Source organism: Pseudogemmobacter faecipullorum, from assembly GCF_020539525.1.
GTDB classification, from domain to species: Bacteria; Pseudomonadota; Alphaproteobacteria; order Rhodobacterales; family Rhodobacteraceae; genus Pseudogemmobacter; species Pseudogemmobacter faecipullorum.
In genome coordinates this window covers 30090-55639 of the sequence record NZ_JACDXX010000013.1, presented here as the reverse complement: position 1 = coordinate 55639, position 25550 = coordinate 30090, and the positions used below count along the sequence as shown (strand labels likewise).

Annotated in this window: 30 protein-coding genes; 13 read left to right on the top strand and 17 right to left on the bottom strand. The window is 62.6% G+C overall.

What is annotated here, in order from left to right:
* Positions 1–241: 241 nt before the first annotated feature.
* Positions 242–2431: a primosomal protein N' gene (locus H0485_RS14260; RefSeq protein ID WP_226936605.1), complete on the bottom strand. Its 2190-nt coding sequence runs from the start codon at positions 2429–2431 to the stop codon at positions 242–244.
* Positions 2432–2605: 174 nt separating this feature from the next.
* On the opposite strand from H0485_RS14260, the gene fsa reads away from it, so the two are divergent.
* The 4 genes from fsa to H0485_RS14240 all read left to right on the top strand — a co-directional run bounded on the left by fsa (position 2606) and on the right by H0485_RS14240 (position 5891).
* Positions 2606–3259 carry a fructose-6-phosphate aldolase gene (gene fsa / locus H0485_RS14255; protein WP_226936604.1) on the top strand — a complete coding sequence of 218 codons (654 nt, stop codon included), beginning with the start codon at positions 2606–2608 and terminating at the stop codon, positions 3257–3259.
* Between the two features lie 172 nt (positions 3260–3431).
* The gene (locus H0485_RS14250; RefSeq protein WP_226936603.1) at positions 3432–4124 is read left to right on the top strand and encodes a DUF484 family protein; all 693 of its coding nucleotides are present in this window, start codon (positions 3432–3434) and stop codon (positions 4122–4124) included.
* Positions 4125–5093, top strand: coding sequence for a tyrosine recombinase XerC (locus tag H0485_RS14245; RefSeq protein ID WP_226936602.1), 969 nt, complete (start codon positions 4125–4127; stop codon positions 5091–5093).
* Between the two features lie 93 nt (positions 5094–5186).
* Positions 5187–5891 carry a CDP-alcohol phosphatidyltransferase family protein gene (locus H0485_RS14240; protein ID WP_226936601.1) on the top strand — a complete coding sequence of 235 codons (705 nt, stop codon included), beginning with the start codon at positions 5187–5189 and terminating at the stop codon, positions 5889–5891.
* Between the two features lie 55 nt (positions 5892–5946).
* Here H0485_RS14240 and H0485_RS14235 read toward each other — a convergent pair whose 3' ends face one another.
* Positions 5947–6783, bottom strand: coding sequence for an EamA family transporter (locus H0485_RS14235; RefSeq protein ID WP_226936599.1), 837 nt, complete (start codon positions 6781–6783; stop codon positions 5947–5949).
* A 102-nt stretch (positions 6784–6885) separates the two neighbouring features.
* Positions 6886–7818, bottom strand: a complete 933-nt coding sequence (locus H0485_RS14230; protein ID WP_226936598.1) for a LysR family transcriptional regulator — start codon at positions 7816–7818, stop codon at positions 6886–6888.
* Positions 7819–7918: 100 nt separating this feature from the next.
* On the opposite strand from H0485_RS14230, the gene H0485_RS14225 reads away from it, so the two are divergent.
* On the top strand, positions 7919–8116 hold the full coding sequence (locus H0485_RS14225; RefSeq protein WP_226936597.1) for a hypothetical protein: 198 nt from the start codon (positions 7919–7921) through the stop codon (positions 8114–8116).
* A gap of 134 nt (positions 8117–8250) precedes the next feature.
* On the opposite strand, the gene ileS is transcribed toward H0485_RS14225, so the two are convergent.
* On the bottom strand, positions 8251–11160 hold the full coding sequence (gene ileS, locus H0485_RS14220; RefSeq protein WP_226936596.1) for an isoleucine--tRNA ligase: 2910 nt from the start codon (positions 11158–11160) through the stop codon (positions 8251–8253).
* A 290-nt stretch (positions 11161–11450) separates the two neighbouring features.
* Here ileS and H0485_RS14215 point away from each other — a divergent pair, with 290 nt between their 5' ends.
* Positions 11451–11852, top strand: coding sequence for a DUF2237 family protein (locus tag H0485_RS14215; protein WP_226936595.1), 402 nt, complete (start codon positions 11451–11453; stop codon positions 11850–11852).
* Between the two features lie 74 nt (positions 11853–11926).
* On the opposite strand, the gene trpB is transcribed toward H0485_RS14215, so the two are convergent.
* Entirely contained in the window at positions 11927–13159 is a 1233-nt protein-coding gene (gene trpB / locus H0485_RS14210) for a tryptophan synthase subunit beta (protein ID WP_226936594.1), read from the bottom strand.
* A gap of 138 nt (positions 13160–13297) precedes the next feature.
* Between trpB and H0485_RS14205 the strand changes: the two genes are divergently transcribed.
* The 5 genes from H0485_RS14205 (at position 13298) to H0485_RS14185 (ending at position 17533) form a co-directional block, all read left to right on the top strand.
* Positions 13298–13915, top strand: coding sequence for a (d)CMP kinase (locus H0485_RS14205; RefSeq protein WP_226936593.1), 618 nt, complete (start codon positions 13298–13300; stop codon positions 13913–13915).
* A 303-nt stretch (positions 13916–14218) separates the two neighbouring features.
* Entirely contained in the window at positions 14219–15898 is a 1680-nt protein-coding gene (rpsA, locus tag H0485_RS14200; RefSeq protein ID WP_226936592.1) for a 30S ribosomal protein S1, read from the top strand.
* Between the two features lie 166 nt (positions 15899–16064).
* Entirely contained in the window at positions 16065–16346 is a 282-nt protein-coding gene (gene ihfB, locus H0485_RS14195) for an integration host factor subunit beta (RefSeq protein WP_226936591.1), read from the top strand.
* Between the two features lie 156 nt (positions 16347–16502).
* The gene (locus tag H0485_RS14190; protein WP_226936590.1) at positions 16503–16865 is read left to right on the top strand and encodes a LapA family protein; all 363 of its coding nucleotides are present in this window, start codon (positions 16503–16505) and stop codon (positions 16863–16865) included.
* Positions 16862–17533, top strand: a complete 672-nt coding sequence (locus H0485_RS14185) for a phosphoribosylanthranilate isomerase (RefSeq protein ID WP_226936589.1) — start codon at positions 16862–16864, stop codon at positions 17531–17533. Before H0485_RS14190 ends, H0485_RS14185 begins: the two co-directional genes overlap by 4 nt.
* Positions 17534–17610: 77 nt before the next feature.
* Here H0485_RS14185 and H0485_RS14180 read toward each other — a convergent pair whose 3' ends face one another.
* The 5 genes from H0485_RS14180 to H0485_RS14160 all read right to left on the bottom strand — a co-directional run bounded on the left by H0485_RS14180 (position 17611) and on the right by H0485_RS14160 (position 20225).
* Positions 17611–18171, bottom strand: a complete 561-nt coding sequence (locus tag H0485_RS14180; protein ID WP_226936588.1) for a F0F1 ATP synthase subunit B — start codon at positions 18169–18171, stop codon at positions 17611–17613.
* Positions 18172–18175: 4 nt separating this feature from the next.
* Positions 18176–18727: a F0F1 ATP synthase subunit B' gene (locus tag H0485_RS14175; RefSeq protein WP_226936587.1), complete on the bottom strand. Its 552-nt coding sequence runs from the start codon at positions 18725–18727 to the stop codon at positions 18176–18178.
* Positions 18728–18814: 87 nt separating this feature from the next.
* Entirely contained in the window at positions 18815–19051 is a 237-nt protein-coding gene (locus tag H0485_RS14170; protein WP_226936586.1) for a F0F1 ATP synthase subunit C, read from the bottom strand.
* A 65-nt stretch (positions 19052–19116) separates the two neighbouring features.
* A complete protein-coding gene (locus tag H0485_RS14165) occupies positions 19117–19827 on the bottom strand; it encodes a F0F1 ATP synthase subunit A (RefSeq protein ID WP_226936689.1) in 711 nt (236 codons plus the stop codon).
* A 41-nt stretch (positions 19828–19868) separates the two neighbouring features.
* Positions 19869–20225 (bottom strand): AtpZ/AtpI family protein, encoded by a 357-nt coding sequence (locus H0485_RS14160; protein WP_226936585.1) that lies wholly within the window; start codon positions 20223–20225, stop codon positions 19869–19871.
* Positions 20226–20477: 252 nt separating this feature from the next.
* On the opposite strand from H0485_RS14160, the gene H0485_RS14155 reads away from it, so the two are divergent.
* Together H0485_RS14155 and H0485_RS14150 are read left to right on the top strand one after the other, a co-directional pair.
* Complete coding sequence (locus tag H0485_RS14155) at positions 20478–20852, top strand: ArsR/SmtB family transcription factor (RefSeq protein WP_226936584.1); 375 nt, start codon at positions 20478–20480, stop codon at positions 20850–20852.
* A gap of 124 nt (positions 20853–20976) precedes the next feature.
* Positions 20977–21144, top strand: coding sequence for a hypothetical protein (locus tag H0485_RS14150; protein ID WP_226936583.1), 168 nt, complete (start codon positions 20977–20979; stop codon positions 21142–21144).
* Here H0485_RS14150 and H0485_RS14145 read toward each other — a convergent pair.
* The 7 genes from H0485_RS14145 to rpsP all read right to left on the bottom strand — a co-directional run bounded on the left by H0485_RS14145 (position 21113) and on the right by rpsP (position 25539).
* The gene (locus H0485_RS14145) at positions 21113–21916 is read right to left on the bottom strand and encodes a division plane positioning ATPase MipZ (RefSeq protein ID WP_226936582.1); all 804 of its coding nucleotides are present in this window, start codon (positions 21914–21916) and stop codon (positions 21113–21115) included. The genes H0485_RS14150 and H0485_RS14145 overlap by 32 nt on opposite strands.
* Before the next feature lie 210 nt (positions 21917–22126).
* Positions 22127–22348 (bottom strand): 50S ribosomal protein L31, encoded by a 222-nt coding sequence (gene rpmE / locus H0485_RS14140; protein WP_226936580.1) that lies wholly within the window; start codon positions 22346–22348, stop codon positions 22127–22129.
* A gap of 14 nt (positions 22349–22362) precedes the next feature.
* Positions 22363–22731 (bottom strand): 50S ribosomal protein L19, encoded by a 369-nt coding sequence (gene rplS / locus H0485_RS14135; protein WP_226936578.1) that lies wholly within the window; start codon positions 22729–22731, stop codon positions 22363–22365.
* Positions 22732–23058: 327 nt separating this feature from the next.
* Positions 23059–23886: a tRNA (guanosine(37)-N1)-methyltransferase TrmD gene (gene trmD, locus H0485_RS14130; RefSeq protein WP_226936577.1), complete on the bottom strand. Its 828-nt coding sequence runs from the start codon at positions 23884–23886 to the stop codon at positions 23059–23061.
* A gap of 60 nt (positions 23887–23946) precedes the next feature.
* On the bottom strand, positions 23947–24333 hold the full coding sequence (locus H0485_RS14125) for a hypothetical protein (protein ID WP_226936576.1): 387 nt from the start codon (positions 24331–24333) through the stop codon (positions 23947–23949).
* Positions 24334–24467: 134 nt separating this feature from the next.
* On the bottom strand, positions 24468–24980 hold the full coding sequence (rimM, locus tag H0485_RS14120; RefSeq protein WP_226936575.1) for a ribosome maturation factor RimM: 513 nt from the start codon (positions 24978–24980) through the stop codon (positions 24468–24470).
* Between the two features lie 196 nt (positions 24981–25176).
* Entirely contained in the window at positions 25177–25539 is a 363-nt protein-coding gene (gene rpsP, locus H0485_RS14115; RefSeq protein ID WP_226936574.1) for a 30S ribosomal protein S16, read from the bottom strand.
* Positions 25540–25550: the final 11 nt, after the last annotated feature.

Genomic DNA, 25550 nt, shown 5'->3' with positions numbered 1-25550 from the left:
ATCATTCCCCTTCCCGAGGTACTGTATTGATCTGCCGTTCCGTAAATCGCCGCAGGTCTGCGAAGTCAAGGCCGCGCCTGTCAGACATGGCGTTTCACCGCTCTGGCCAGGGCCTCCGGCGGGGATACTGAAGGAAGGGGAACAGTGCCGGCCACGCGCTTCCCCTTCTGCAAATATCCCGAAATATCCCAGGGCGCAGGCCGCAGGCCGGGGGTCGCGCCCCTCCGCCCGCCTTACGGCATCACAGGAAGCTTTGCGGATCAATATCCACCGCGAGCTTAATCCCCCTTGGCTGGCGCAGCTGGCGCAGCCAGGCGCTGATGGCCTGCTGCAAAGGCGCGGTTTTGGGCGCTTTGATCAGCAGCCGCACCCGATGCTTGCCGCGCACCCGGGCAATCGGGGCCGGAGCCGGGCCGTAGAGCCCGGCGCCGATCTGGCGCAGGGGCCGGTCGAGCCGCGCCAGTTCGGCCCCGTAATCAAACAGCGGCTGCAGCTCCTCGCCCGAGAGGATGATCCCGGCCATACGGCCAAAGGGCGGCGCCCCGGCCTCGGCACGCGATCCCGCCTCGGCGCGCCAGAACCCCTCTTCCGCGCCGCCCAGAATGGCGCGGATCACCGGATGTTCGGGCTGAAAAGTCTGCAGCCAGGCCTCGCCTGGTTTTTCCGCCCGCCCCGCCCGGCCCGCCACCTGGCGCATCAGCTGGAAGGTGCGCTCGGCCGCGCGCAGGTCCGAGCCCTGGAGGCCGAGATCAGCATCGATCACCCCGACCAGGGTCAGCAGCGGGAAGTTATGGCCCTTAGCGACGATCTGGGTGCCGATGATGATATCCGCGCCTCCCTGCGCAATCTCGCCGATCTGCGCCTTCAGCGCCCTCGCCGAGCTGAAGAGGTCAGAAGACAGCACCGCCACCCGCGCCTCCGGGAAACGGGTTGCGACCTCTTCGGCCAGGCGCTCGACCCCCGGGCCGACGGCGGCCATCTTCCCCTCGACCTTGCAGGAGGGGCAGACCTCGGGCACCGGTTTCGAATTGCCGCATTGATGGCAGATCAGTCGCCCGAGGAAGCGGTGCTCGACCATCCGCGCATCACAGTTTTCGCATCCCACCTGGGCGCCGCAGGCGCGGCAGAGCGTGACCGGCGCATAGCCCCGGCGATTGATGAACAAAAGCGACTGCTCGCCCGCCTTCACCCTGCCCTCAACCCCACTGGCCAGCTCATCCGAGATCCAGCGGTCAGCGGGCAGTTTCGTCGCCCGCATATCAATCGCCCGCATCCCCGGCATTTCCGCCGCGCCATAGCGCGCGCCGAGATCCACCCGGGCATAGCGGCCCTGATCGGCATTGACCCAGGTTTCCAGCGAAGGCGTGGCCGAGGCCAGCACCACCGGGCAGCCAAGGATCGAAGCGCGCAGCACCGCCATATCGCGGGCATTATAAAGGACGCCCTCTTCCTGCTTATAGGACGTGTCATGTTCCTCATCGACGACGATCAGGCCAAGATCCTGAAACGGCAGGAAAAGTGCTGAACGCGCGCCGACCACCAGATCAACCTCGCCCGTCGCACACATTTTCCACAGCCGCCGCCTCTCGGTGCCCGTCACCCCCGAATGCCATTCGCCGGGCCGGGAGCCAAAACGGGCCTCGACCCGCGACAGGAAATCGGCGCTGAGTGCGATTTCGGGCAGCAGCACCAGGGCCTGACGACCGCGCCGCAGGGCCTCGGCCACCGCCTCGAGATAGACCTCGGTCTTGCCCGAGCCGGTCACCCCTTTGAGCAAAACGGGCCGGAATTTTTCTTCAGCCACCGCCGCGCGCAAAGCCGCGCCGCCCTCGATCTGATCGCCGGCAAGACGCGAGGGGCGGCTGGTATCAAGGCGCGGATAGGGCAGATCTTTTGGCGCCTCCTCCTCGGACAGCACACCCAGCCTGACGAGGCCCTTGATCACCGAGGCGGAAACCCCGGCCGCCTCGGCCAGCTCACCCGGGCGCAAGGGCGCGCCGCCATAAGAGCGCAAAGCCTCGATCACCTTTGCGCGGGCATCTGTCAGCTGATTGGGCACCGGCCCGCTCAGGCGCAGAACCCGCTGCAGCGCCGGCCCCTCGCTTAACCCCGGGGCGCGGGTGGCGAGGCGCAGCATCGAAGGCAGCCAGGTCATGGTGTAATCGGCCGCTCGGGTCAGGAACTGCCGCAGCTCGGCCCGCATCGGCGGCACATCATGGACCCGCAGGATGCTGCGCAGCTTTGCGCGGTCAAAATTCCCCTCGCCGGGGCCAAATACCACGCCCAGCACCTTGCGCGGCCCCAGCGGCACCTCGACGAAAGCGCCCGCCATGCAGCCGCCTGGCGGCGCGCGGTAATCGAGGAACGGCCCGAGCGGCTCGGTCGTCAGCACGGCAACGGTCGCTCCAGCTTCGAAGAAGCGTTCAGTCATTCAGCCGCCCTCCGTTCCCGGGACCATCTGCCGGGGCCATTTCTGGCTTTGCCGGGCTTCCGTTAGCGCAAACATAAATACGGTGCATGGGTTTCAACCCGCCCCGCTTTGCGGTAATAGCTGCCTCGACCCGCTCACTCCACCCCCTCTTCCGCCGCAAGGGAGCCTGAAGCCATGAAGTTTTTCGTTGATACCGCCGATGTGGATGCAATCCGCGAACTGAACGACCTGGGTATGGTTGATGGTGTGACCACCAACCCCTCGATCATTCTGAAATCCGGCCGCGACATTCTCGAGGTCACCAAAGAGATCTGCTCGATCGTCTCGGGCCCGGTCTCGGCTGAAGTCGTGGCCAAAGATGCCGCTGCGATGATCGCAGAAGGCCGCAAACTGGCTGAGATCGCTGAGAATATCGCCGTCAAAGTGCCGCTGACCTGGGATGGTCTGAAAGCCTGTAAAGTGCTTTCGGGTGAGGGCCGCATGGTCAATGTCACCCTGTGCTTCTCGGCCAACCAGGCGCTGCTGGCCGCCAAAGCCGGCGCGAGCTTCATCTCGCCCTTCATCGGCCGTCTTGATGACATCAACCTTGATGGCCTGGACCTGATCCAGGACATCCGCACCATCTATGACAATTACGGTTTCGACACCGAGATCCTGGCCGCTTCGGTCCGCACCGTGAACCATGCCAAGGATTGCGCGCTGATCGGCGCCGATGTGATGACCGCACCGCCTTCGGTCATCAAAGCCATGGCAAACCATATCCTGACCGACAAAGGTCTTGAGCAGTTCGACAAGGACTGGGCGAAAACCGGTCAGAAAATCCTCTGATCACAGCTACCGGGCCCCGGCCCGGCTGCTGAAAGCGTCCCCCCCTGGGCCCGGGCAGAACTGCCACGGACCAGGGGATGAATTGGCAAAGCGCGCGGAACTGCTTCCGCGCGCTTTCCTTTTTCGGATATACCTGCGGCAGGATCAGCAAGAACAATGCGAGCACCCGCCCATGATCGAACCAGACCTGCGTGATCGCATCCTTGCCGAGCCGGAAAGTCTGCTGGAGGATCCCGATGTCATGAATGCGCTTGTCGCTGCCAATGAACGGGCGATGGGCAGCAATATTGTCGATCTGCGCGGCATTGCCATGCAACGGCTCGAGACCCGGCTCGAGCGGCTGGAAGATACGCATCGCTCGGTCATTGCCGCGGCCTATGAAAATCTGGCGGGCACCAATCAGATCCATCGTGCGCTTTTGCAGATGCTTGACCCGATCAGCTTTGAGGATTTTCTCACCACCCTTGCCGGAACCGTCGCCACCACGCTGCGCGTCGATTCGACCCGGCTCGTGATCGAAAGCCGCCACAGCGGCGAGAGCGCGGCGCTGCGCCGCCTCGGCGATGTGCTTTACGTCGCCGAACCAGGCTTTACCGCCCGCTATGCCTCGGACCACCGCGAGGCGCCCTTGCGCGCGGTGACCCTGCGCCCGGTCACCGCCGCCGGGGAGCAGCTTTACGGCGCGCGCGCGCCGCAGATCCGCTCGGAGGCGCTTTTGCGCCTCGATTTCGGCCAGGGTCGCCTGCCCGGCATGCTGGTATTCGGGGCCGAGGATCCCTATCAGTTCCGCCCCAGCCAGGGCACCGACCTGCTGGCCTTCTTTGCCGGTGTGTTTGAGCGCAGCATGCGCCGCTGGCTGGCCTGAATGGCCAGTGACCTCGCGCTGACGCCGCAGATCCGCCAGGCGCTTTCCGACTGGCTGGCAGGGATGGCCGCGCTGAAAGCGGCGTCAAAACATACTATTGAAGCTTACCGCCATGATGTGCTGGGCTGGCTTTGCTTTCTGGCGCAGCATCAGGGCGGTGCCGGGGGAACGGCGGCGCTGATGCGCACCAGCCAGGCCGAGATGCGGGCCTGGATGGCGCATGAGCGCGACCGCGGCCTTTCGGCGCGCTCGCTGGCCCGCGCGCTTTCCTCGGTCAAAAGCTTTACCCGCTGGCTCGCCGACCGCGAAAACCATGCCGGCGCGGCCGGTGAGGCTTCGGTGATCCTCTCGGCCCGCAGCCCGAAATTCCGCCGCAGCCTGCCCCGGCCCCTGAGCGAGGAACAGGCCGCCGAGGTGATCAGTGATATCGCGAGTGAAGACCGTCCCGACTGGCAGCAGGCCCGTGATATGGCGGTCCTGACCCTGCTTTACGGCTGCGGGCTGCGGATCTCGGAAGCGCTGGCGCTGACCGGGGCCGATTCCCCTTTGCCCGAGGTGCTGCGCATCACCGGCAAGGGCGGGCGCACCCGGCTGGTGCCGGTCCTGCCCGCCGCGCGCGACGCGGTGGCGGCCTATGTCCTGCTCTGCCCCTGGCAGATCACCGCCGAAACCGCGCTGTTTCGTGGCGTACGCGGCGGGGCGCTGAACCCGCGCCTGATCCAGCAGGTGATGGAGCGGGCCCGGGCCAGGCTCGGCCTGCCCCCCGGCGCCACGCCCCATGCCCTGCGCCACAGCTTTGCCACCCATCTGCTGGCGGCGGGCGGCGATCTGCGCGCCATCCAGGAATTGCTCGGCCATGCCTCTCTTTCGACCACCGAAGCCTATACGGCAGTTGACGCGGCACGGCTGATGGAGGTTTATGCCGCAGCCCATCCAAGGGCAGGTGCCCGCTCAGTCCGAAACGGCTGATCCAGGGCCCCGACATCCTGAAGTCAGTCAAAATTTTCCCTGATACCCAATCGCAAGATTGCTTCTGCGCTGCGATTACGCCATGAGTTTGCAATGTCAGATCGTCTCAAGGCCCTCTCGGTCCATCTCTTCACCGCCACCGGCGCCGTTCTGTCGATGCTTGCCATGCTGGCCGCCGTCGATGCTGAATGGAGCCTGATGTTCCTTTGGCTGGTGGTTGCGCTGATCGTTGACGGCATCGATGGCCCCCTCGCCCGCAAATATGATGTCCAGAAAAACTGGCCAACCTATGATGGCGTGGTGATGGATATGATCATTGATTATCTCACCTATGTCTTCATTCCGGCCTTTGCGCTGTTCAAATCCGGCCTGCTCTCGGGCTGGACCGGCTGGCTGGCGATCATTGTGATCACCTATTTCTCGGTGGTCTATTTCGTCGACACCCGGATGAAGACCAAAGACAAGAGCTTTGCCGGTTTCCCGGCCTGCTGGAATATGGTGATTCTGGTGATCTTCGCCATCGAGCCGCCCCAGGCCGTCAGCCTTGCGATTGTGATCCTGCTGACCGTGGCGATGTTTACCAATCTGAAATTCATCCACCCCACCCGCACCAAACGCTGGCGCATGATCTCGCTGCCGGTCTCAGTGGCCTGGATCATCTTTGCCACCTGGGCGGCCTGGATGAACTTTGCCGAGGGCAGCTGGTCGCACTGGGGTCTGATCCTCACCTCGCTCTACCTGACGCTCGCCGGGATTGCGCAGCAGATCATTCCTGAACGCCCGCTTCATGCGCGCTGAGTGCTGAATTAGAACCGGGGGTGCCAGTGGCGCCCCTTTTTCTTTAGCCCCTGTCTCAGAGCCGGGTCAGCACCACCCCTGCCACGATCACCAGCGAGGCCAGAGCTTTTTCGCCGCTCATCCTCTCGCCAAAAGCCAGCCAGCCGATCAGCACTGCAAACAGGATCGAGGTCTCGCGCAGCGCCGCCACCAGGGCAATGGGGGCAAGGGTCATCGCCTTGATCGAAATGGCATAGGCAGCGTAGCTGGCGAGGCTGGCAATCACGCCGAGCCGCCAGGCATGAGCATCACGCGGCAAAACCGCCCGGCCGCGCCAGAGCAGCATGATCGTAGTGAAAAACACCCCATCGGCGATGAACACCCAGCCGACATAGGCAAAAGCGCTGCCGGAAATCCGGGCGCCGCTGCCATCAATCAAAGTATAGGCCGCGGTCGCCAGCGCCGAACCAAGCGCGAAAGGCAGAAGCCTGCGGCTCTCGCCACTGGCAAAGACGCCACGCGCCATCAGCAAAATCCCCGCCGCCAGCACTCCAATCGCCAGGTTCTGCTGGCCGGTGAGACTGTCGGCCAGGAAAAACACCCCGGTCAGCGCCACCAGCATCGGCGCCGCGCCCCGGGCAATCGGATAGACCCGGCTCAGATCGCCATGCTCATAGGCTGAGGTCAGGAAAAATTTATAGCCGAAATGGGTGATCCCGGCGGCAATCACCCAGGGGAAAGCGGCAGGATCAATCGGCGGCGTAACCGCGACCACAATGACCCCCATCCCCGCGCCGAGGATCGACAGAATGACCATACCGCCGATCTTGGAGGTGCCGAATTTGATCAGCGCATTCCAGAGGGCGTGCAGAAAAGCCGCGGCCAGAACCGCAAGGAAGACGCTGAAAGACAAAGCCGAAAACCACCCGAATTCTATCGCCCCGAATATGGCAGATCGGGAGAGGGCAGCGCCTGGCCGTCAGCGCCCCTTACCAGGACGAAATCGACCCCGGGTTCAGCCCTGCCCCTGCGGCGCCGGAGCAAGGCTGAGCGCCTCGCCCTCGCCCGCCGCCTCAGCACCACTGCGCGCCAATGGGCGGAAGGCCTCGCGCAGCACCTCGGCCATGCCGTTGATCGCAGGCGAGCCGCCGCGCGGGTTGCGCCGCAACAGCACCCGGGCGGAATCAATCTCGGGAAAGCCATCCTCGGCACTCAGCGGCCGGCAGCCTGCCGGAATGGTCGAGCGTGACAAAGGCGCGATGGCCATGCCATTCAGCACCGCATTGACCAGAGAGCTGGCCATATCGCTGCGCCAGGCCTCGCGCCAGCGAATGCCCTGATGCGTCAGCGAGGGCTGGGCGAAATCACGGCACCAGCCCGAATCGCGATAGAGCGCCACCGGCACCGGGCTGCGCAGATGCTGATTATGCAGGGTTGAGGTGACCCAGACCGCCGGATCGACCCCCAGAAGCTCACCCTCGAGGAAATAGCTGGTGTCATGGATCACCGCGAGATCGAGCCGGTCTTCTTCCAGCGCCTCCAGCTGGCGTTCGGCATGATCACAGATGACCGAGACCTGCAGCCCTTCATGGCGTTCGTCAAAAGCCGCCAGCGCGCGCGGCAGAATCGAGCTGGAATATTCGTCGGGAATGCCGACCCGGACTGGCCCGATCAGAGGTTTTTCGCGCAAAGCCAGCGCCGCCTCATCGAGCAGCGAGGTCACCCGCAGCGCATAGGGCAGCAGCTGTTCGCCCCGGGGCGTGAGCCGCACCCCCCGCGCCAGACGCTCAAACAAAGGCTGGCCAAGGTTTTCCTCCAGCCGCTTGATCAGCAGGCTGACCGCAGACTGGGTCCGGCCCAGTCGGGCGGCGGCAATGGTGACCGAGCCGGTTTCGGCCACCGCCAGGAAGCCGCGCATCAGGTCTGATTCAAGCGGGATACGGGCCATTGCTCTCATTTAAAAAATCAATGTCACACATGAGATCTACTCGTTTGAGTAATGTCAACGCAGGGGGCAAAAGCGGCTCCGTTGTCAATGGAGTCGTAAAATGTTTGCCCGTCTCAGATCCCTGTTCCAGCTTCGCCGCTCGACCGCGTTTCTGCTTGATCGCAAGGATGATCGTCTTCTCGAGGATATCGGCCTGACCCGGGCCGATCTGATGGATATGCGCGCCGGCCTGCCGCTGCTGAGCCATGCCGCGCCGAAGCCGGTCACCCGCCGTATCGTCCAGGCACAGTCACTCTGATATCTGGATCAGAACGCCGCTTTGCAACGCCGGAGGCTCTGCCGCCGGCGTTTTCATTTTCTGACCCCGGACACTAAAAAAGGCTGCTTTCCTGATGGAAAGCAGCCTTTTTCAGATATTTTTCAGATCCTGGCTCAGCCAAGAACCTCATTGCAGCGCGCGCAGGTCGCCGCATGTTTATGGCTGCCGACATCGGGCAGGATCTGCCAGCAACGCTGACATTTTTCACCCTCGGCCGGGGCGAAGACCACCGACAGGCCCGGCACTTCATTCAGGGCGAAAGCCCCTTGCGGTGCTGCATTCCCGCTGAGGCTGATGCCCGAGGTGATGCACAGATCAGCGAAAGCCACCGAATTCAGCGCGGCCAGCACCGCAGTATCCGCCACATAGACCTGCGGCTTCGCCTCGAGCGAGGCACCGATCACTTTAGCGGTACGCTGCAGTTCCAGCGCGCCGGTCACAACGCGGCGTGCCTCGCGGATCTGGCTCCATTTCGTGGCCAGATCCGGCTGCAGCCAACCGGCCGGGGTCTCGGGGAAATCCTCGAGATGGACCGAAGCCGCGTCATCCTTGTGCCGCGACAGCCAGACATCCTCCATGGTGAAGGGCAGGATCGGGGCCAGCCAGGTGGTCAGCCGGGCGAAGAGCAGATCCATCACCGTCCGCGCCGCCCGGCGCCGCAGGCTGTCGGGCGCGTCGCAATAGAGCGCGTCTTTGCGGATGTCGAAGTAATAGGCCGAGAGGTCGACAGTGCAGAACTGGAACAGAGACTGGAACACACCGGCAAAGTTGAAGGCGCGGTATTCGCGGCGCACTTCCACATCCAGCTCGGCCAGACGGTGCAGAACCCATTGTTCCAGCTCGGGCATTTCAGCCGCAGTCACGGCTTCAGCGGGGGTATATCCCGCCAGCGCGCCCAGCATATAGCGCAAAGTATTGCGCAGACGGCGGTAGCTGTCGGCCGTGCCCTTGATGATCTTCGGACCGATGCGCTGGTCCATCGTGTAATCCGACAAAGCCACCCACAGACGCAGGATATCCGCGCCATATTCCGAGATCACCTCCTGCGGGGCCACGGTATTGCCGATGGATTTGGACATTTTCATGCCCTTTTCATCCAGGGTGAAACCGTGGGTCACCACATTGCGATAGGGCGCACGGCCACGCGTCGCCGAAGCCTGCAGCAGCGAGGAATGGAACCAGCCGCGATGCTGATCGGTGCCTTCCAGATAGACATCCGCAATGCCGTCTTTGCTGCCATCGGCGCGGTCGCGCAGCACGAAGCTATGGGTCGAGCCGGAATCGAACCAGACATCGAGCACATCGAAGATCTGGGTATATTCGGCCGGATCCGCGATGCCTTCGAGAATTTTCTCTTTGAACCCCTCAACATACCAGACATCGGCGCCATCTTTCTCGAAAGCGGCGGTGATACGGGCATTCAGCGCGGGATTTTTCAGCAGGAAATCGGCATCGGTCGGCTTCGCGCCTTTTTTGACGAAGCAGGTCAGCGGCACGCCCCAGGCGCGCTGGCGCGACAACACCCAGTCAGGCCGGTTCTCGATCATCGAGCGCAGACGGTTCTGGCCCGAAACCGGGGTGAAGGCGACCAGCTCATTGATCGATTTCAGCGCCCGTTCCCGGATCGTGGTGCCATGTTCATTCATCTCATCCTGCAAAGTCACATCGATGGCGGCGAACCATTGCGGCGTGTTGCGGAAGATCACCGGCGCTTTCGAGCGCCAGGAATGCGGGTAAGAGTGTTTGACCTTCCCCTTGGCCAGCAGCGCGCCCGCATAGGCCAGCTGCTTGATATTGGACACGTTGGCCGGACCCTCTTTGCCGTTCTGGTCAAAGACAGCCTGGCCACCAAACAGCGGCAGATCGGCGCGATAGCTGCTGTCCTCGGTGACATTATAGGTCATCGGCAGCTTAAACTTCAGGCCGAGGACATAGTCATCCTCACCATGGCTGGGCGCGGTATGGACAAAGCCGGTCCCGGCATCATCGGTGACGTGATCGCCCGGCAGCATGGGAACATCGTAATCCCATTCGCCATTGCCGCCCTCAGCCCCGTGATAGGGGTGTTTCAGGATCACGCCCTCGAATTCCGCAGGATTCACTTCCCGAACACGGGTCCAGCCTTCGATCTTCGCGGCAGCCTTCACGCTTTCAGCCACAGCATCGCCGAGGATCAGCAGCTCATCCACGGCTGCGGTCGATTTCTCCTCAACCGCATCAACACGGTAGAGGCCATAGGCCAGCTCCGGGCCGTAAGCCACGGCACGGTTTTGCGGAATGGTCCAGGGCGTGGTGGTCCAGATGATGACCGAGGCGCCCTCAAGACCTGCAACCGGCTTAAACCGCACCCAGATCGTGTGGCTGGTATGGTCTTTATATTCGACCTCGGCCTCGGCGAGGGCGGTTTTCTCGACCGGCGACCACATGACCGGCTTCGAGCCCTGATAGAGCGAGCCGTTCATCAGCAGTTTCATGAAATCCTCGGCGATCACCGCCTCGGCATGGTAGTTCATGGTCAGATAGGGGTCTTCCCAATTGCCATAAACCCCGAGCCGCTTGAATTCCTCGCGCTGGATATCGATCCAGCCCTCAGCGAATTTGCGGCATTCCTGACGGAAGGCAACGGTATCGACATCATCCTTGTCGAGGCCTTTGGCGCGGTACTGCTCTTCGATTTTCCATTCGATCGGCAGGCCATGGCAATCCCAGCCCGGCACATAACGCGCATCATGGCCCATCATCTGATGGCTGCGGTTGATGATATCCTTGATGGTCTTGTTCAGCGCATGACCGATATGCAGATGGCCATTGGCATAGGGAGGGCCGTCATGCAGCACGAAAGAGGGGCGGCCCTGTTTCGCACGCAGCTGGTTATAAATGCCGAGTTTTTCCCAGCGCGCCAGCCATTCCGGCTCACGCTTCGGCAGATCGCCGCGCATCGGGAAATCGGTCTCGGGCAGGAAAACGGTGTCGCGGTAATCGACGCTGGATTCGGAATTCAGCTCAGGCGTATCGGCGCACATGGATGCGGTCCTCGGATCAGTCATTCTGGGAAGGGGGCGGGCCCGGAAAGGGCCACGCGGCGCGGCTCAAGCGAAATCACCCGGCGGGCTGAAAATTCAGCGCGCCGGGCCGGTAATTCGCCCTGTGAGCCGGGCTATGATCGCAAGGCGATACGGCATTACGGCCTTATAGGCCGGGGCGCGCCGCCGGTCCAGAGGCGGATCAGCCGGAAAGCCGCCTGCTGAGCGCTTGACCGCAGCCCTGCCAGCCCCGAGGGTTAGCCGGTGGAAAGCGGCACAGGGGGCAGCAGATGAAATATCCTTCGGTCAATGTGCTGGGCGGCCCGCTGGAAAGCTGCTCGGCCCGCCCGCTCACCGGCTTTTTCCGCGATGGCTGCTGCAATTCCGGCCCGGGTGATCAGGGGCTGCATACGGTCTGCGCCGAGATGACGGCCGAATTTCTGGCCCTGTCGAAATATCTCGGCAATGACCTCTCAACCCCGCGCCCCGAATTCGGCTTTGCCGGGCTGAAGCCCGGCGATCAGTGGTGCCTCTGCGCGACCCGTTTTCTTCAGGCCCATGAAGAGGGGGCGGCGCCCCGGCTGCGTCTTGCCGCCACCCATCTGGCGACGCTGCAGGTGCTGCCGCTGGCAGTGCTGCGGCTTTATGCAAACGATGATCCCGGCCCCGGCCCGGCAGATCCGCAGCCCTGAACCATAGACCTGAGCCATAAAAAAGCCCGCCGGAAACCGGCGGGCTTTTTACAATCCACAGATCAGGTACCGGCTCAGCCTTTGATCTCAAAGCCCAGATGGCGCGCCACGGTGAAGATATCCTTATCGCCCCGGCCCGAGAGATTGGCGACAATGATGTGATCCTTCGGCAGGGTCGGCGCCAGTTTCATCACATGGGCGATCGCATGGCTGGTCTCGAGCGCCGGAATGATGCCTTCGGTCTGACACAGGAGCTGGAAGGCCTCCAGCGCCTCGACATCGGTCACGCTGACATATTGCGCCCGGCCCACATCATGCAGCCAGGCATGCTCCGGCCCGATCCCGGGATAATCGAGCCCTGCCGAAATCGAGAAGCCCTCAAGGATCTGCCCGTCCTGGTCCTGCAGCAGATAGGTGCGGTTGCCATGCAGCACGCCCGGGCGACCGCCGGTCAGCGAGGCACAATGCTCCATCCGCTCGTCAACGCCTTTGCCCCCGGCCTCGACGCCAATGATACTCACCGAAGGATCATCAAGGAAGGGATGGAACAGGCCCATGGCATTGGAGCCGCCGCCAATGGCCGCGATCACGGTATCGGGCAGACGACCCTTACCCTCCTGCTCTTCCAGCTGCCAGCGGGTTTCCTCGCCGATGATCGACTGGAAATCGCGTACCATGGCCGGATAGGGATGCGGACCGGCAACGGTGCCGATGCAGTAGAAAGTATCGCGCACATTGGTCACCCAGTCGCGCAGAGCATCATTCATTGCATCTTTCAGCGTGCCACGGCCCGAGGTGACCGGCACAACCTCGGCCCCCAGCAGGCGCATGCGGAACACGTTCGGCGCCTGGCGCTCGACATCATGCGCGCCCATATAGACCACGCATTTCAGACCAAAGCGGGCGCAGACCGTGGCCGTCGCCACGCCATGCTGACCAGCGCCGGTCTCGGCGATGATGCGCTTTTTGCCCATGCGGCGCGCCAGCAGAATCTGGCCCAGCACGTTGTTGATCTTATGCGAGCCGGTATGGTTCAGCTCTTCGCGCTTCAGATAAATCTTCGCCCCACCGAGATGCTCGGTCAGGCGCGGCGCGAAATACAGCGGGCTGGGGCGGCCCACATAATATTTCCACAGATGCTCCATCTCGGCTTTGAAGTCCGGATCGGTTTTGGCCTTTTCATATTCGGCCTCAAGCTCGAGGATCAGCGGCATCAGGGTCTCGGAGACGAAACGCCCGCCGTGAATACCAAAGCGACCGCGCTCATCCGGCCCGGTCATAAAGCTGTTGATCCCGTCTTCGGCCATTTCAATCCCCTGTTCTGCTGGGACTGAGGTTTAGCCCTTGTCACGGCGGGGGGAAAGAGGGGGCGCTGCCCCCGGGGCCGCATTGCGGCCCTCCCCCGGGATATTTATAGACAGATGAAAGCCGGTCAGGAGTGCGTGATGATCTTTACTGTGGCAATCGACGGGCCGGCAGCGGCCGGCAAAGGCACGATCAGCCGCGCCGTCGCCGCCGAATTCGGCTTTGCCCATCTGGATACCGGCGCGCTCTACCGGGCGGTCGGGGTGAAGGGCGGCGATCCGATTGAGGCCGCGCTCAGCCTGACGGCCGGGGATCTGAACCGCCCCGATCTGCGCAGCCTCGAGGCGGGCCAGGCCGCCAGCCGGGTTGCGGTGATCCCGGAAGTGCGGGCCGCTTTGCTAGAATTTCAGCGCAGCTTTGCCCGGCGCGAGGGCGGCGCGGTGCTCGATGGCCGCGATATCGGCACGGTGATCTGCCCCGGCGCCGAGGTGAAGCTCTTCATCACCGCCAGTGCCGCGGTGCGGGCACGGCGGCGCTGGCTGGAACTCGGCGGTGAGGCGGCGCCAAAACCCTTTGAGGCCGTGCTGGCCGAGGTAATCGAGCGCGATGAGCGCGATATGAACCGCACCGATGCGCCACTGAAACCGGCAAAGGATGCAGTGCTGATCGACACTTCGGCACTGTCGATCGGGGAGGCGATTGCCGCCGCCCTCGCCCCGGTCGCGGCCGCGCTGAGCGCGCGCGCGACGCAGGCCTGAACAGCCGGGCCGGGCCCCCGGCTGCTCCAATCCGGGGCGAGCGCCCCGGCACCATCGGCTCAATCTGGCCGAAGGACCGGATTTCACGGTTTTTCTGCCGTTTCAGCTCCCTGCCGGGCTCGATTCAGGGGTGCTTTTCCTTGCCCCCAGGGCCTGATCCGGCTATAGGACCGCATCCCGGGAGAGAGTCTCGTGCCCTGCGGCTCCGCCAGGAGCCGCTGTCGCGCGCTTTTCCGAGGGCCAGTTAAAGACCGGCGGAGCCAACCGCATGGCCAGCAAACACTCGTAAAGGATCAAACTCGCATGTGCGCAGCAAACGCAATGGAAGAATTTGAAGCCCTCTTGAAAGAGAGCTTTGAGATCGACACCCCGGAAGAGGGTTCGGTTGTTAAAGGCAAGGTCATCGCTATTGAAGCGGGCCAGGCCATCATCGACGTCGGCTACAAGATGGAAGGCCGCGTTGATCTGAAAGAATTCGCTAACCCCGGCGAAGCTCCCTCGATCGCAGTTGGCGACACCGTTGAGGTTTACCTCGACCGCGTCGAAAACGCCCGTGGCGAAGCTGTCATCTCGCGCGAGAAAGCTCGCCGCGAAGAAGCCTGGGATCGCCTCGAAAAAGCCTATGCTGACGAGATCCGCGTCGAAGGCGCGATCTTCGGTCGCGTCAAAGGCGGCTTCACTGTTGACCTGGGTGGCGCTGTTGCCTTCCTTCCGGGTTCGCAGGTTGACGTGCGCCCGGTGCGCGACGCTGGCCCGCTCATGGGTATGAAACAGCCGTTCCAGATCCTGAAAATGGATCGTCGTCGCGGCAATATCGTGGTGTCGCGTCGTGCGATCCTCGAAGAATCCCGTGCCGAACAGCGCGCAGAAGTCATCGGCAATCTGCACGAAGGTCAGGTTGTGGACGGCGTGGTCAAGAACATCACCGAATATGGTGCCTTCGTTGACCTCGGCGGCGTTGACGGCCTGCTGCACGTCACCGACATGGCATGGCGCCGTGTGAACCACCCGTCGGAGATCCTGTCGATCGGCGAGACCATCAAGGTCCAGGTCATCAAGATCAACAAAGAAACCCACCGCATCTCGCTGGGCATGAAGCAGCTCCAGTCGGATCCGTGGGATGCCGTCGAAAAAGCCTATCCGATCTCGTCGGTCCACAAAGGCCGCGTGACCAATATCACCGATTACGGCGCCTTCGTGGAGCTGGAAGCCGGTGTGGAAGGCCTGGTTCACGTCTCGGAAATGTCCTGGACCAAGAAGAACGTGCACCCCGGCAAGATCGTTTCGACCTCGCAGGAAGTCGAAGTCATGGTGCTCGAGATCGACAGCGCCAAGCGTCGCGTTTCGCTCGGCCTCAAGCAGACCATGCGCAATCCGTGGGAAGTCTTCGCTGAGACCCACCCGGTTGGCTCGACCATCGAAGGCGAAGTCAAGAACATCACCGAATTCGGTCTGTTCATCGGCCTCGACAACGACATCGACGGCATGGTTCACCTCTCCGACCTGTCCTGGGACAAGCGCGGCGAAGAAGCCATCCAGGAATACCGCAAGGGCGACATCGTCCAGGCCGCTGTTTCGGAAGTTGATATCGACAAAGAGCGTATCTCGCTCTCGATCAAGGCTCTCGGCGCTGACACCTTCTCGGAAGTTATCGACGGCGTTAAGCGCGGTTCGATCATCACCGTTGAAGTGACCGCGATCGAAGAAGGTGGCGTCGAAGTCGAATATAACGGCATGAAGTCCTTCATCCGTCGTTCGGACCTCGCCCGTGACCGCGCTGACCAGCGCCCCGAGCGTTTCTCGGTTGGCGATAAGGTCGACGTCCGCGTCACCAATGTCGACGCCAAGACCCGCAAACTGGGCCTGTCGATCAAAGCACGCGAGATCGCTGAAGAGCAGGAAGCCGTCCAGCAGTACGGTTCGTCCGATTCGGGCGCATCGCTGGGCGATATTCTCAGCGCAGCTCTCAAGGGCGGCAACTGAGCCTCAGGCTTACTCTGATCCTGCGAAAGGCCCCGCACATGCGGGGCCTTTTGTTTTACAATCTCGCCAGGTGCTTGTTTTCATTTGCCTGCCCGATTTTTTTTGGCTTTAAATAGGGCATAGAAAATCAGGACAGAGAGCTCTGTCGCTCAGGGGGAGACCACGGATGATCCGCTCGGAACTGATCCAGAAGATCGCAGATGAGAACCCACATCTGACACAACGCCACGTTGAGCGGATTGTTAATACCGTTTTCGAAGAGATTATCGAGGCCCTCGCCAAAGGCGACCGGGTCGAGCTGCGCGGCTTTGGCGCTTTCTCGGTCAAAGAGCGCGATGCCCGCGTCGGGCGCAATCCGCGCACCGGCGAAGCGGTGCAGGTCGATGACAAGCGCGTGCCGTTCTTCAAGACCGGCAAGCTGCTGCGCGACCGGCTGAACGGCAAGTAATTCCTTGCTCTGCAGCAGGCTCCCGGGCTGGGTCCGGGAACTGGCTGCGGTTTCTGCGGCTTGATCATCGCTCCGATGCGGCGGATAATTCCCCCATTGGCTTTGACCCCTGCCCTGCTTTCAGCCGCGGGGCCTGCGATACAGGACCGCATTCATATGCTGCGATATCTGCGCTTTATTTTCATCGGCCTGACCGGGCTCTTGCTGCTTTCACTGGCGCTTGCCAATCGCGGCCCGGTCACGCTGAGCCTGCTGCCCGGTGATATCGGCAGTCTGATCGGCCTCGGCACAGGCTGGACCATGCCGCTGTTCATCGTGATCCTCGGCGCTTTCGCGCTCGGGATTGCAGTGGGCTTCATCTGGGAATGGCTGCGTGAGATGCGGCTGCGCTCGGCCGCGAAGCACCAGGGCAAGACCGTGGCCCGGCTTGAGCGTGAGCTGGCGGTGCTGAAAGACAGCCATTCCGTGCCGCCCCAGGACGAGGTCCTCGCCATTCTCGCCGAGGAAAACCGCCGGTGACAGCCAATATCCGTGTGAAAATCTGCGGGCTGAGAACGCCGGCAGAGGTTGAGGCCGTGGCCGCTGCAGGCGCAGCCTATGCCGGCTTTGTGTTCTTTCCGAAGTCACCGCGTCACCTCTCGATCGCAGAGGCGCGCAATGCCGCGCTCAGCGCCCCGGTGGGCCTGTGCAAAGTGGCGCTGACCGTCGATGCCGATGATGCCGCGCTGGAGGCCATCCTCGCCGATGTGCCGATTGATATGCTGCAGCTGCATGGCCATGAAAGCCCCGAGCGCGTGGCCGAAGTGCGCCAGCGCTTTGGCCTGCCGGTGATGAAGGCGGTGGGCGTGGCCGATGAAAGCGATCTTGCGCCGCTGATGGATTATGCCCTGGCGGCCGATCAGCTGCTGATCGATGCCAAACCGCCCCGGGGCGCGGATCTGCCCGGCGGCAATGGTCTGGCCTTTGACTGGCGCCTCGTGGCGCAGCGGCGCTGGCTGAAACCCTGGATGCTGGCCGGAGGCCTGAGCCCGGAGAATGTGGCCGAGGCCATCCGCCTGACCAATGCACGGCAGGTCGATGTGTCTTCCGGCGTGGAAAGCGCCCCCGGGATCAAGGATGCACATAAAATCGCAGCCTTCACCCGCGCCGCGCTGCGGCGTGACCAGGGCGTGCCGATCCTGCGCTGACCCGCCCCGCCTCGACTACAGAAATGAAAAAGGCCCCGGAAATTGCTTTCCGGGGCCTTTCTGTGTGAAATCTGCGATCAGTGCAGCTTGTCGCCAACCTGTTCGATCGCGGCATCGATCGAAGCCGCTGCCCATTCCGGGGTGCTCTGCTTCGACAGCACATCGCCGGCCGCTGCCACAGCAACCGCCACCGCCTGCTCACGCACCTGACGCACCGCCGAGGCTTCTGCCGAAGCAATCTGCTCTTCAGCCGCTTTCAGGCGACGCTCAATCGAAACCTTCAGCTCGGCTTTAGCCTTGTCAGCGGCCGCATTGGCCTCTTCCTTGGCCGAAGCAACGATCCGGTTCGACTGCTCGATCACTTCCTTTTGCTTGCGCTCATAGGAAGCCAGGATGGTCTTGGCTTCCTCGCGAAGCGCGCGCGCTTCCTCGAGTTCAGCCTTGATCGCGGCAGAGCGTTTGTCGAGCAGGCCGCCAATCATCCCCGGCACGCCTGCATAAAGCAGAATGCCGATGAAGATCAGGAAAGCGACCAGCACGACGAAATCGGTATTGCCCAGCGAGAAGAACGGGCCCGAAGCCGCCATGGCCGGGGTTGCAACTGCGAGAGCTGCGGCAGAGATGAGAAGCTTTTTCATCGTCTTAGCCTTTCAGTCTTGCGGAAACAGCCGCCGTCACGCTGCGCGCATCAGCCGAACCACCCAGAGCTGCGACCAGCTCTTTTGCAGTGTCTTTAGCGACGGTCTGCACCGCCTCTTCTGCACCGGCGCGGATCTCAGCGATTTTCGCCTCGGATTCTGCGGTACGGGCAGAAATTTCGCTGTCGGCCCTTGCAGTCGCTTCGTCGAGCTCCTTGCGGATCTCAGCCTGAGCGGCGGCAACGATCTTGGCGGCCTCGGTGCGGGCCGTAGCCAGCGCCTCGTTATAAGCTTTTTCGGCCTCAAGTGCCTTGAGCTTAAGCTCTTCAGCAGCGGCGAGGTCATTGGTGATCGTACCCTTGCGCTCGGCCAGAACCGCGCCAATGCGCGGCAGAGCGATGCGCGAGAGGATCAGGAACAGCACGATCAGCGCAACAGCCAGCCAGAATACCTGATTAGGCATCCAGTCGGTGCAGAGCTGCGGCATGCCCTTGGCGCCGCCCGCGTCATAAAGGCACTCGGCGTGCCAGTTTACGCCATTGGTTTCGGTTGCCATGATGCTCTCCGTCGATCTCTTCTGAACAGGAAGGGCGCCAGCCGTTGCCGACCCGCGCCGCTTCCCCTTAATCCGTCAGAAGAAGGATCAGACTGCGAACATCAGCAGCAGAGCGATCAGGAACGAGAAGATCCCGAGAGCTTCGGCGAATGCGATGCCGACGAAGAGGTTAGCGGTCTGGCCGGGGGCTGCCGACGGATTGCGCAGAGCGCCTTCCAGGAACTTGCCGACGATGTTACCGACGCCGAGGCCAGCACCGGCAAGGCCGAAAGCTGCGAGGCCAGCACCGATGTATTTGCCGAGCAGAGCGAGTTCGCCTTCCATGTCGTAGACTCCTATAGGTTGGAAATGGCTGAATGAGGGATCTTAACCTGGCTGAGACCGGGGCCTCAGTGGTGGGCGTCGCCCACCGCGTCCTTGAGGTAGACGCAGGTCAGAATGGTGAACACATAGGCCTGAACAAAGGCCACGAGCACTTCGAGCGCATAGATGCCAACGGCACCAGCAATCGCGAGCGGCGAGATGATCGCCATTGACGCGAAGCCTGCGAAAACTTTGAGAACGGCGTGACCAGCCAGCAGGTTGCCTGCAAGACGGATCGAATGCGAAACCGGACGCATGATATAGGAGATGATCTCAATCACGGCGAGGATCGGGCGCAGAGCCAGCGGCGCCGAAGTGACCCAGAACATGCCGAAGAAACCAAGACCTTTGCGCGAGATGCCGATCAGCGTCACACCGAGGAAGACCAGAACGGCCAGCGAGGCGGTCACGGCCACATGCGAGGTGGTGGTGAAGCTCATCGGCAGCAGGCCCAGAAGGTTGGACAGCAGCACGAAGAGGAAGAGCGTCATCACATAGGGGAAGTATTTCACCCCGTCATGACCGGCCACTTCCTCAACCATATTATGGATGAAGCCGTAGAACACTTCTGCAATCGACTGCAGACGCGACGGGATGATACCGCGCTGACGGGTCGCCAGCACAAAAAGCGCGAAGATTGCGACCAGAGCGATGCCCATCCAGAGCGTCACATTGGTCGGCGTATACCAGTAGACCGGGCCGTCGCCGAACAGCGGCTTGACGACAAACTGGTCCATCGGATGGATTGCAAAACCGCTTCCGCCTTCTGCCGCCACGATCAGTTCCCTTCGTCCCCTGCGGCCTTGGCCGCCAAATCATCTTTGGTGGCCTGAGCCACACGTTTTTCCGAAACCTCTTTTGCCGTGCCCATCAATACCCGCACACCGGCGACAAATCCGAGCAGGCAGAAGATCACCAGAAAAATGGGCAGCGTGCCGAACAGTTTATCCAGCGCGTATCCGATCCCCGTCCCGACCACGATGCCGGTTGCGAGTTCGATCACCATTCTCCAGGCAAGCTCGCCATGCGAGAGGCCTTTCGCGACAGAGGTGCTGTCTTGCTTCGGCTTTCCCTTCAGTTCTGTCAGCCGCTGTTCCAGCGCCCGCAGCCTTTCGGGATCGGGTTCCGAAGCCATTTCGCACCCCCTTTACGTTCCCTCGCCTTCTAGTGGGACACCCCCGAGGAGTCAACCTTGCGTGAAGGGCAGATTATTGCGCTATCCCATTGAAAACACATGCATATGGCAGAGGAGCAGATGTTTTTAGCCCAATCGCAATGTCGCAGGCAGGCTGCCACTGTGCCGCAGGCCATATTCAACGAAAAGGTTGAGTATCCCCCTGCCCCGCCGGCAATTGACGCTTTCTCCGCCAGGGCCGATAGTTGCGCCATGATATCCCCCGCCGCTCAGCCCGCCCTTGATGCGATTTTCGCCGCGCTCGCCGATCCGACGCGCCGGGCCATTCTCGCCATGCTGCTCGAGGATGATATGGCGGTGACCGATGTGGCCGAACCCTTCGCGATGAGCCTCGCAGCGATCTCAAAGCATCTCGGCGTTCTGGCCGAGGCCGGGCTGATCTCGCGTGAGCGCCGCGGCAGGGTGATCTGGTGCAAGCTCGAGCCTGACGCTTTGCGCGGTGCCTCGGTCTGGATGCAGGCTTTCGGCCAGTTCGAACCGGTGGATCTCGAGGCTTTTGAGCGCTTTCTCGAAAGCGAGCTGGCCGATCCGCTGCCGGGGGATGCCACCCCAGACCGCGGGATTTAAGCGAGAGAAAGCGCTCTGTCGCGGCTCCTCCCCGGAATGGCCCCGCTTTGAGCCAGGCCGCGCCTTAAACCTGCCGCGCTTGCCCTGCAACTTCACCTCAGGAGCAGTATGAAGGACAGGCAGAATGAAGAAGGCCGTCGATTTCCTGCGCAGACTGCGGTCGAAGCGCCAGGAAAAGCCCGTAACCGACGCCGCATTTGAGGCAAGACTGCAGCAAATGAACCGGGTGCGCCACGTTTCCGTGGCGCGGGCCGTGCTGTTCAGAACGCGATCTGGACACCCGGAAGCCTGAGCGCGGTCATCAGATCACGCAGCTCCTGACGGGCGGCAATATTCGACAGGTTCAGCTGATCCACCCCGGTATCTTTCAGATCCAGCAGCGTCAGGCCGCGCGGGAACAGCTCGCGGAAGATGACCCGCTCGGAAAAACCGGGCACGACCCGGAAACCGATGCGGCGCGACAGATCCTCAAGCGCCGCACCAACCTTTTTCTTGTTATGCATCGCCTGGGCGCCAAGGCGGTTGCGCAGCACGATCCAGTCGATCGGCTTCAGCCCGGCCTGAGCCCGCAGCTGGCGCGCGCCCCAGACCATCTCGGCATAGATCGAGGGGCCGACAACTTTGCCGGTCTCGGAATCGATCCGCGCCAGCAGGTCGAAATCAACGAAAGAATCGTTCAGCGGCGTGATCAGCGTATCGGCCAGCGAATGCGCCACCTGGCTCAGCCTGGTATGGCTGCCGGGGCAGTCGATGATGATATAATCCATCTCGCTGTCGAGCGCGGCCACAGCGGCGGTCAGGCGCTGATCGAAAGGATTCTCGCCCTGCCCCCCGGCCACGGCCTCGGGCAGTTCGCGATAGTCCGGCGAGGGCAGATCCAGGCCCGCGCGAGCCAGATAGGCGCGCCGGTTCTCGACATAGCGACCAAAACTGCGCTGACGAAGATCGAGATCAAGTGCCCCGACGCGATGCCCCATCCGCACCAGGGCGGTGGCAACATGCATTGAGGTGGTCGACTTCCCCGAGCCGCCCTTCTCGTTTCCGACAACAATTATATGCGCCATGCTGACCGCATCTCCGCTGGTTCAGCCTTGGTCTATAGGCAAGGACGCGCCGTGAGGGGAAGCCCTTTTCGCAAATCAGCCGCCGACCGGGTCTTCCATACATCGCTCTGGCGCCGGAATGACCCGGACCGGGGCCGGGTGGCGGGCTGAGCGCGCAAAAGAAAAGGCCCCGGAAAACCGGGGCCTCTCTCAGAAGGATCTGACCGGGGCTCAGAAGCCGAGGCCAGCGTATTTGTTTTTGAACTTCGACACGCGGCCGCCGGTGTCCATCAGTTTGGCGGTCTGGCCGGTCCAGGCCGGGTGCGCCAGCGGGTCGATATCCAGCGACATGGTGTCGCCTTCTTTGCCCCAGGTGGTGCGGGTCTGGTAGGTCGAGCCGTCGGTCATCTTCACGGTGATGAAGTGATAGTCGGGGTGAATGCCCTCTTGCATCTCTACGGCTCCTCTTACTTAGCTTTGTAGTTGCTGTCTTCGGCGATACGGGCGGATTTGCCGCGACGCGCGCGCAGATAGTAGAGCTTGGCGCGACGGACTTTACCACGACGAACCACTTCGATCGAATCGATATTGGTCGAGTAAAGCGGGAAGACGCGCTCGACGCCCTCACCGAAGGAAATCTTACGGACGGTGAACGAAGCCGCGAGGGTCGCGCCGCCACGACGGCCGATCACGACGCCTTCGTAGGACTGCACGCGCGAGCGGGTGCCTTCGGTCACTTTATAGCCTACGCGAACGGTGTCGCCGGCTTTGAAATCGGGGATCTTTTTATCGAGTGCGGCAATTTGTTCCGCCTCGATCTGTGCGATCAGGTTCATCGCTGTTCTCCATTTGCCTGTGGTATTGCCACAGAGGTGATCTTCGCCGAGAGCTCCTGGTCTTCGCCCGGGTCCCTGCCCTGTTTACACAGGCGGCCCGCCGGAGGATCGGCTCAGTATGACTTTAGCCGGTCTCTGTCTGCCCACGCCGAAGAAGACGCTTTGATCTGCCAGAGGAATCGGGCCCGAGAACTTACGCACCGGACCCGCTGCCTGTAGCTGCTTGCGCGCAGCGGGTCAAGCATGGCCGGTGAAGCCCCCCGCCCTGCCCGGTTTTTCGGACAGGTCAGCAGCGCCGCTTTCACCTGTCACTGAATATCCCGGAGGTCAGGGGGCGGCGTCCCCTGCTTCCTTCCGCTGCTTTGCCGCGATCAGATCCGGCCGGCGGGCGGCGGTGATCTCTTCCGACTGCTGACGCCGCCATTTCGCAATCGCCGCATGATTGCCCGATGCCAGCACCGGCGGGATCTCACGTCCCTCCCAGAGCGCCGGACGGGTATATTGCGGATGTTCCAGCATGCCGTCGGAGAAGCTTTCCTCCACCGCGGATTCGGCATTGCCCAGCACGCCGGGCAGCAGGCGCACCGTCGCATCCAGCAAAGCCTGGGCCGCCAGCTCGCCGCCGGTCATCACGAAATCACCAAGGCTGACCTCCTCGATCTGCCAGTGATCGAGCACCCGCTGGTCAACCCCCTCAAACCGGCCGCAGAGCAGGGTCACGCCCTCGCCCCCGGCAAAGCGGCGCGCCATGGCCTGATCAAGCGGCCTGCCGCGCGGCGACAGATAGATCAGCGGCCGGACCGAGCGGTCCTCCTCCGGCGTGGCGCCGGTGGCGCGCAGCGCCCGGTCCACCACATCGGCGCGCAGCACCATGCCCGCCCCGCCACCGGAAGGCGTGTCATCGACATTGCGGTGCCTGCCTTCGCCAAAATTGCGCAGATCGAAGGTTTCAAGCCGCCAGAGGCCAAAATCCAGCCCCTTGCCGGTCAGCGACAATCCGAGAATGCCGGGGAAAGCCTCGGGAAAAAGCGTGATGACCTTCGCCTCAAAGGCGCCACGCACATGGCGCGGCTCTTCCATCAGATCGCGGGGCTTGAGGCTCGCACGGATCGACAGGCGGCCATGGCTGCGGGAGGTTTCGGGTTCATCGCTCATATCCGCGCTTTAGCGCCCTTCGCCCCGCCGCGAAAGCCCCCTCCCCGCCTCCGTCATGTCTCAGCCCCGGCTGAGGCGCGGCCAGCGGGTCAGCTGCGGCGCATAGCGCAGCACCGGCAGGGCCAGCAGGCTGATCAGCAGCGCGCCAAAGGGGCTGAAGCCGGCAGCCGCCCCCAGAACCGCGCCGATCCCACGCCCGATGGTGCAGAGCAGCACCAACAGCAGCAGCTGGCTGCACAGCAGCATCAGCCCCGGCACCAGAGCCTCGCGGCTCAGCCAGTCTGCTGGCAGCTCAGGCCAGGCGCCGGGATGGCGCAGGATCTGCCAGAGCATGAATGTGACAAGAAGCAGGGGCAGCAAGGTGAGGCCAAAGCCACCGATACCGGCAAGCAGCGCCCCGGCATAAAGCAATGCCGCCGAAAGGCGAATGATCCTGAGCTGTAACATATCGCGCTTCCCCCTCTGACATCTGCTCCCCGGTCTTAATGAGTAGGGCAGAGATGTCAGAAACAAGGCAGGAAAACGTCAGCGCCGGGATATCTCAGCGCGTGAACCCATCCGGGATGAAACAACCCAGGGCTTCAGGCGCTTTCTTCGGGCAGATCCGCGATCAGCAGGCCACGCGCAATATCAACGGTAGGGACATTGGCCAGGGTGAAGGCGAGCAGCAGCGGCTGCGCTTTACCCTCAAGGCGGATCTCAAGCAGATCACCCGCGCCATGGTTGAACACCGCCAGCACCTTGCCGATTGTCACGCCACCGGGATCGCGCACTTCAAGACCGATCAGGTCATTATGGTAAAACTCATCATCGGGCAGCGCCGGCAGACGGTCACGGTCAGCAAAAAGTTCGACCCCGCGCAGCGCCTCGGCCTCTTCTCTGCTGCTCACGCCTGACAGGCGCGCGCCGAGGCCGGCAGCAACCGGACGGGTCAGCGTCACCTTAAAGCTGCGGCTGCCATCTTTGGTATAAAGCGGGCCATAGGCTGCAATATCTGTCGGTTCCGCGCAGAAACTTTTCAGCCGCACCTCGCCGCGCACGCCAAAGGCGCCCGCAACCGAGCCAACACAGATTCGCTCATCATTCGTGCTCATTCTGCGGCCTCCTGGCGGCAATCGGGGCCCTAACACAGGGCAGATCCGGCTTCGGGCGAACGCGCGCGCTCCACCTGCATTCCGGCCCAGAAGGATCCGGCGCAAAGCCCGAGGGTTATCACCCGCCTGAAAAGGCCCAGGCCGGGAAGAGCGGTGGCCCCCAGAGGGACCACCAGCAGTTTCAGAAGAGTAAAAATTACTCTTCAGCCGCTTCAGCCGGAGCAGCTTCGCGGGCGGCTTTCTTGGCAGCGCGGGCAGCCATTGCTTTGCCCGGAACAGCCGATTTCGGGTTGTTGCGCTCGACCTTGGCTTTCAGGCCAGCAGCTTCGAGGAAGCGTGCAACGCGGTCGGTCGGCTGTGCGCCGTGACCCAGCCAGTACTGAACGCGCTCAGCATTCAGGATCACGCGGTTTTCAGCGTCTTTGGCCAGCAGCGGGTTATAGGTGCCCAGCTTCTCGATGAAGCGGCCGTCGCGCGGCATGCGCGAATCGGAAGCAACGATCGAGTAATGCGGGCGCTTTTTCGAACCACCACGGGCGAGACGGATTTTCATGGACATAGGGTATCTCC

Bases quoted from the DNA above. Each gene is read 5' to 3' on its own strand.
- H0485_RS14260 (WP_226936605.1), bottom strand. From the start codon at position 2,431: ATGACTGAACGCTTCTTCGAAGCTGGAGCGACCGTTGCCGTGCTGACG.
- fsa (WP_226936604.1), top strand. From the start codon at position 2,606: ATGAAGTTTTTCGTTGATACCGCCGATGTGGATGCAATCCGCGAACTG.
- H0485_RS14250 (WP_226936603.1), top strand. From the start codon at position 3,432: ATGATCGAACCAGACCTGCGTGATCGCATCCTTGCCGAGCCGGAAAGT.
- H0485_RS14245 (WP_226936602.1), top strand. From the start codon at position 4,125: ATGGCCAGTGACCTCGCGCTGACGCCGCAGATCCGCCAGGCGCTTTCC.
- H0485_RS14240 (WP_226936601.1), top strand. From the start codon at position 5,187: ATGTCAGATCGTCTCAAGGCCCTCTCGGTCCATCTCTTCACCGCCACC.
- H0485_RS14230 (WP_226936598.1), bottom strand. From the start codon at position 7,818: ATGGCCCGTATCCCGCTTGAATCAGACCTGATGCGCGGCTTCCTGGCG.
- H0485_RS14225 (WP_226936597.1), top strand. From the start codon at position 7,919: ATGTTTGCCCGTCTCAGATCCCTGTTCCAGCTTCGCCGCTCGACCGCG.
- ileS (WP_226936596.1), bottom strand. From the start codon at position 11,160: ATGTGCGCCGATACGCCTGAGCTGAATTCCGAATCCAGCGTCGATTAC.
- H0485_RS14215 (WP_226936595.1), top strand. From the start codon at position 11,451: ATGAAATATCCTTCGGTCAATGTGCTGGGCGGCCCGCTGGAAAGCTGC.
- trpB (WP_226936594.1), bottom strand. From the start codon at position 13,159: ATGGCCGAAGACGGGATCAACAGCTTTATGACCGGGCCGGATGAGCGC.
- H0485_RS14205 (WP_226936593.1), top strand. From the start codon at position 13,298: ATGATCTTTACTGTGGCAATCGACGGGCCGGCAGCGGCCGGCAAAGGC.
- rpsA (WP_226936592.1), top strand. From the start codon at position 14,219: ATGTGCGCAGCAAACGCAATGGAAGAATTTGAAGCCCTCTTGAAAGAG.
- ihfB (WP_226936591.1), top strand. From the start codon at position 16,065: ATGATCCGCTCGGAACTGATCCAGAAGATCGCAGATGAGAACCCACAT.
- H0485_RS14190 (WP_226936590.1), top strand. From the start codon at position 16,503: ATGCTGCGATATCTGCGCTTTATTTTCATCGGCCTGACCGGGCTCTTG.
- H0485_RS14180 (WP_226936588.1), bottom strand. From the start codon at position 18,171: ATGAAAAAGCTTCTCATCTCTGCCGCAGCTCTCGCAGTTGCAACCCCG.
- H0485_RS14175 (WP_226936587.1), bottom strand. From the start codon at position 18,727: ATGGCAACCGAAACCAATGGCGTAAACTGGCACGCCGAGTGCCTTTAT.
- H0485_RS14170 (WP_226936586.1), bottom strand. From the start codon at position 19,051: ATGGAAGGCGAACTCGCTCTGCTCGGCAAATACATCGGTGCTGGCCTC.
- H0485_RS14165 (WP_226936689.1), bottom strand. From the start codon at position 19,827: ATGGACCAGTTTGTCGTCAAGCCGCTGTTCGGCGACGGCCCGGTCTAC.
- H0485_RS14160 (WP_226936585.1), bottom strand. From the start codon at position 20,225: ATGGCTTCGGAACCCGATCCCGAAAGGCTGCGGGCGCTGGAACAGCGG.
- H0485_RS14155 (WP_226936584.1), top strand. From the start codon at position 20,478: ATGATATCCCCCGCCGCTCAGCCCGCCCTTGATGCGATTTTCGCCGCG.
- H0485_RS14150 (WP_226936583.1), top strand. From the start codon at position 20,977: ATGAAGAAGGCCGTCGATTTCCTGCGCAGACTGCGGTCGAAGCGCCAG.
- H0485_RS14145 (WP_226936582.1), bottom strand. From the start codon at position 21,916: ATGGCGCATATAATTGTTGTCGGAAACGAGAAGGGCGGCTCGGGGAAG.
- rpmE (WP_226936580.1), bottom strand. From the start codon at position 22,348: ATGCAAGAGGGCATTCACCCCGACTATCACTTCATCACCGTGAAGATG.
- rplS (WP_226936578.1), bottom strand. From the start codon at position 22,731: ATGAACCTGATCGCACAGATCGAGGCGGAACAAATTGCCGCACTCGAT.
- trmD (WP_226936577.1), bottom strand. From the start codon at position 23,886: ATGAGCGATGAACCCGAAACCTCCCGCAGCCATGGCCGCCTGTCGATC.
- H0485_RS14125 (WP_226936576.1), bottom strand. From the start codon at position 24,333: ATGTTACAGCTCAGGATCATTCGCCTTTCGGCGGCATTGCTTTATGCC.
- rimM (WP_226936575.1), bottom strand. From the start codon at position 24,980: ATGAGCACGAATGATGAGCGAATCTGTGTTGGCTCGGTTGCGGGCGCC.
- rpsP (WP_226936574.1), bottom strand. From the start codon at position 25,539: ATGTCCATGAAAATCCGTCTCGCCCGTGGTGGTTCGAAAAAGCGCCCG.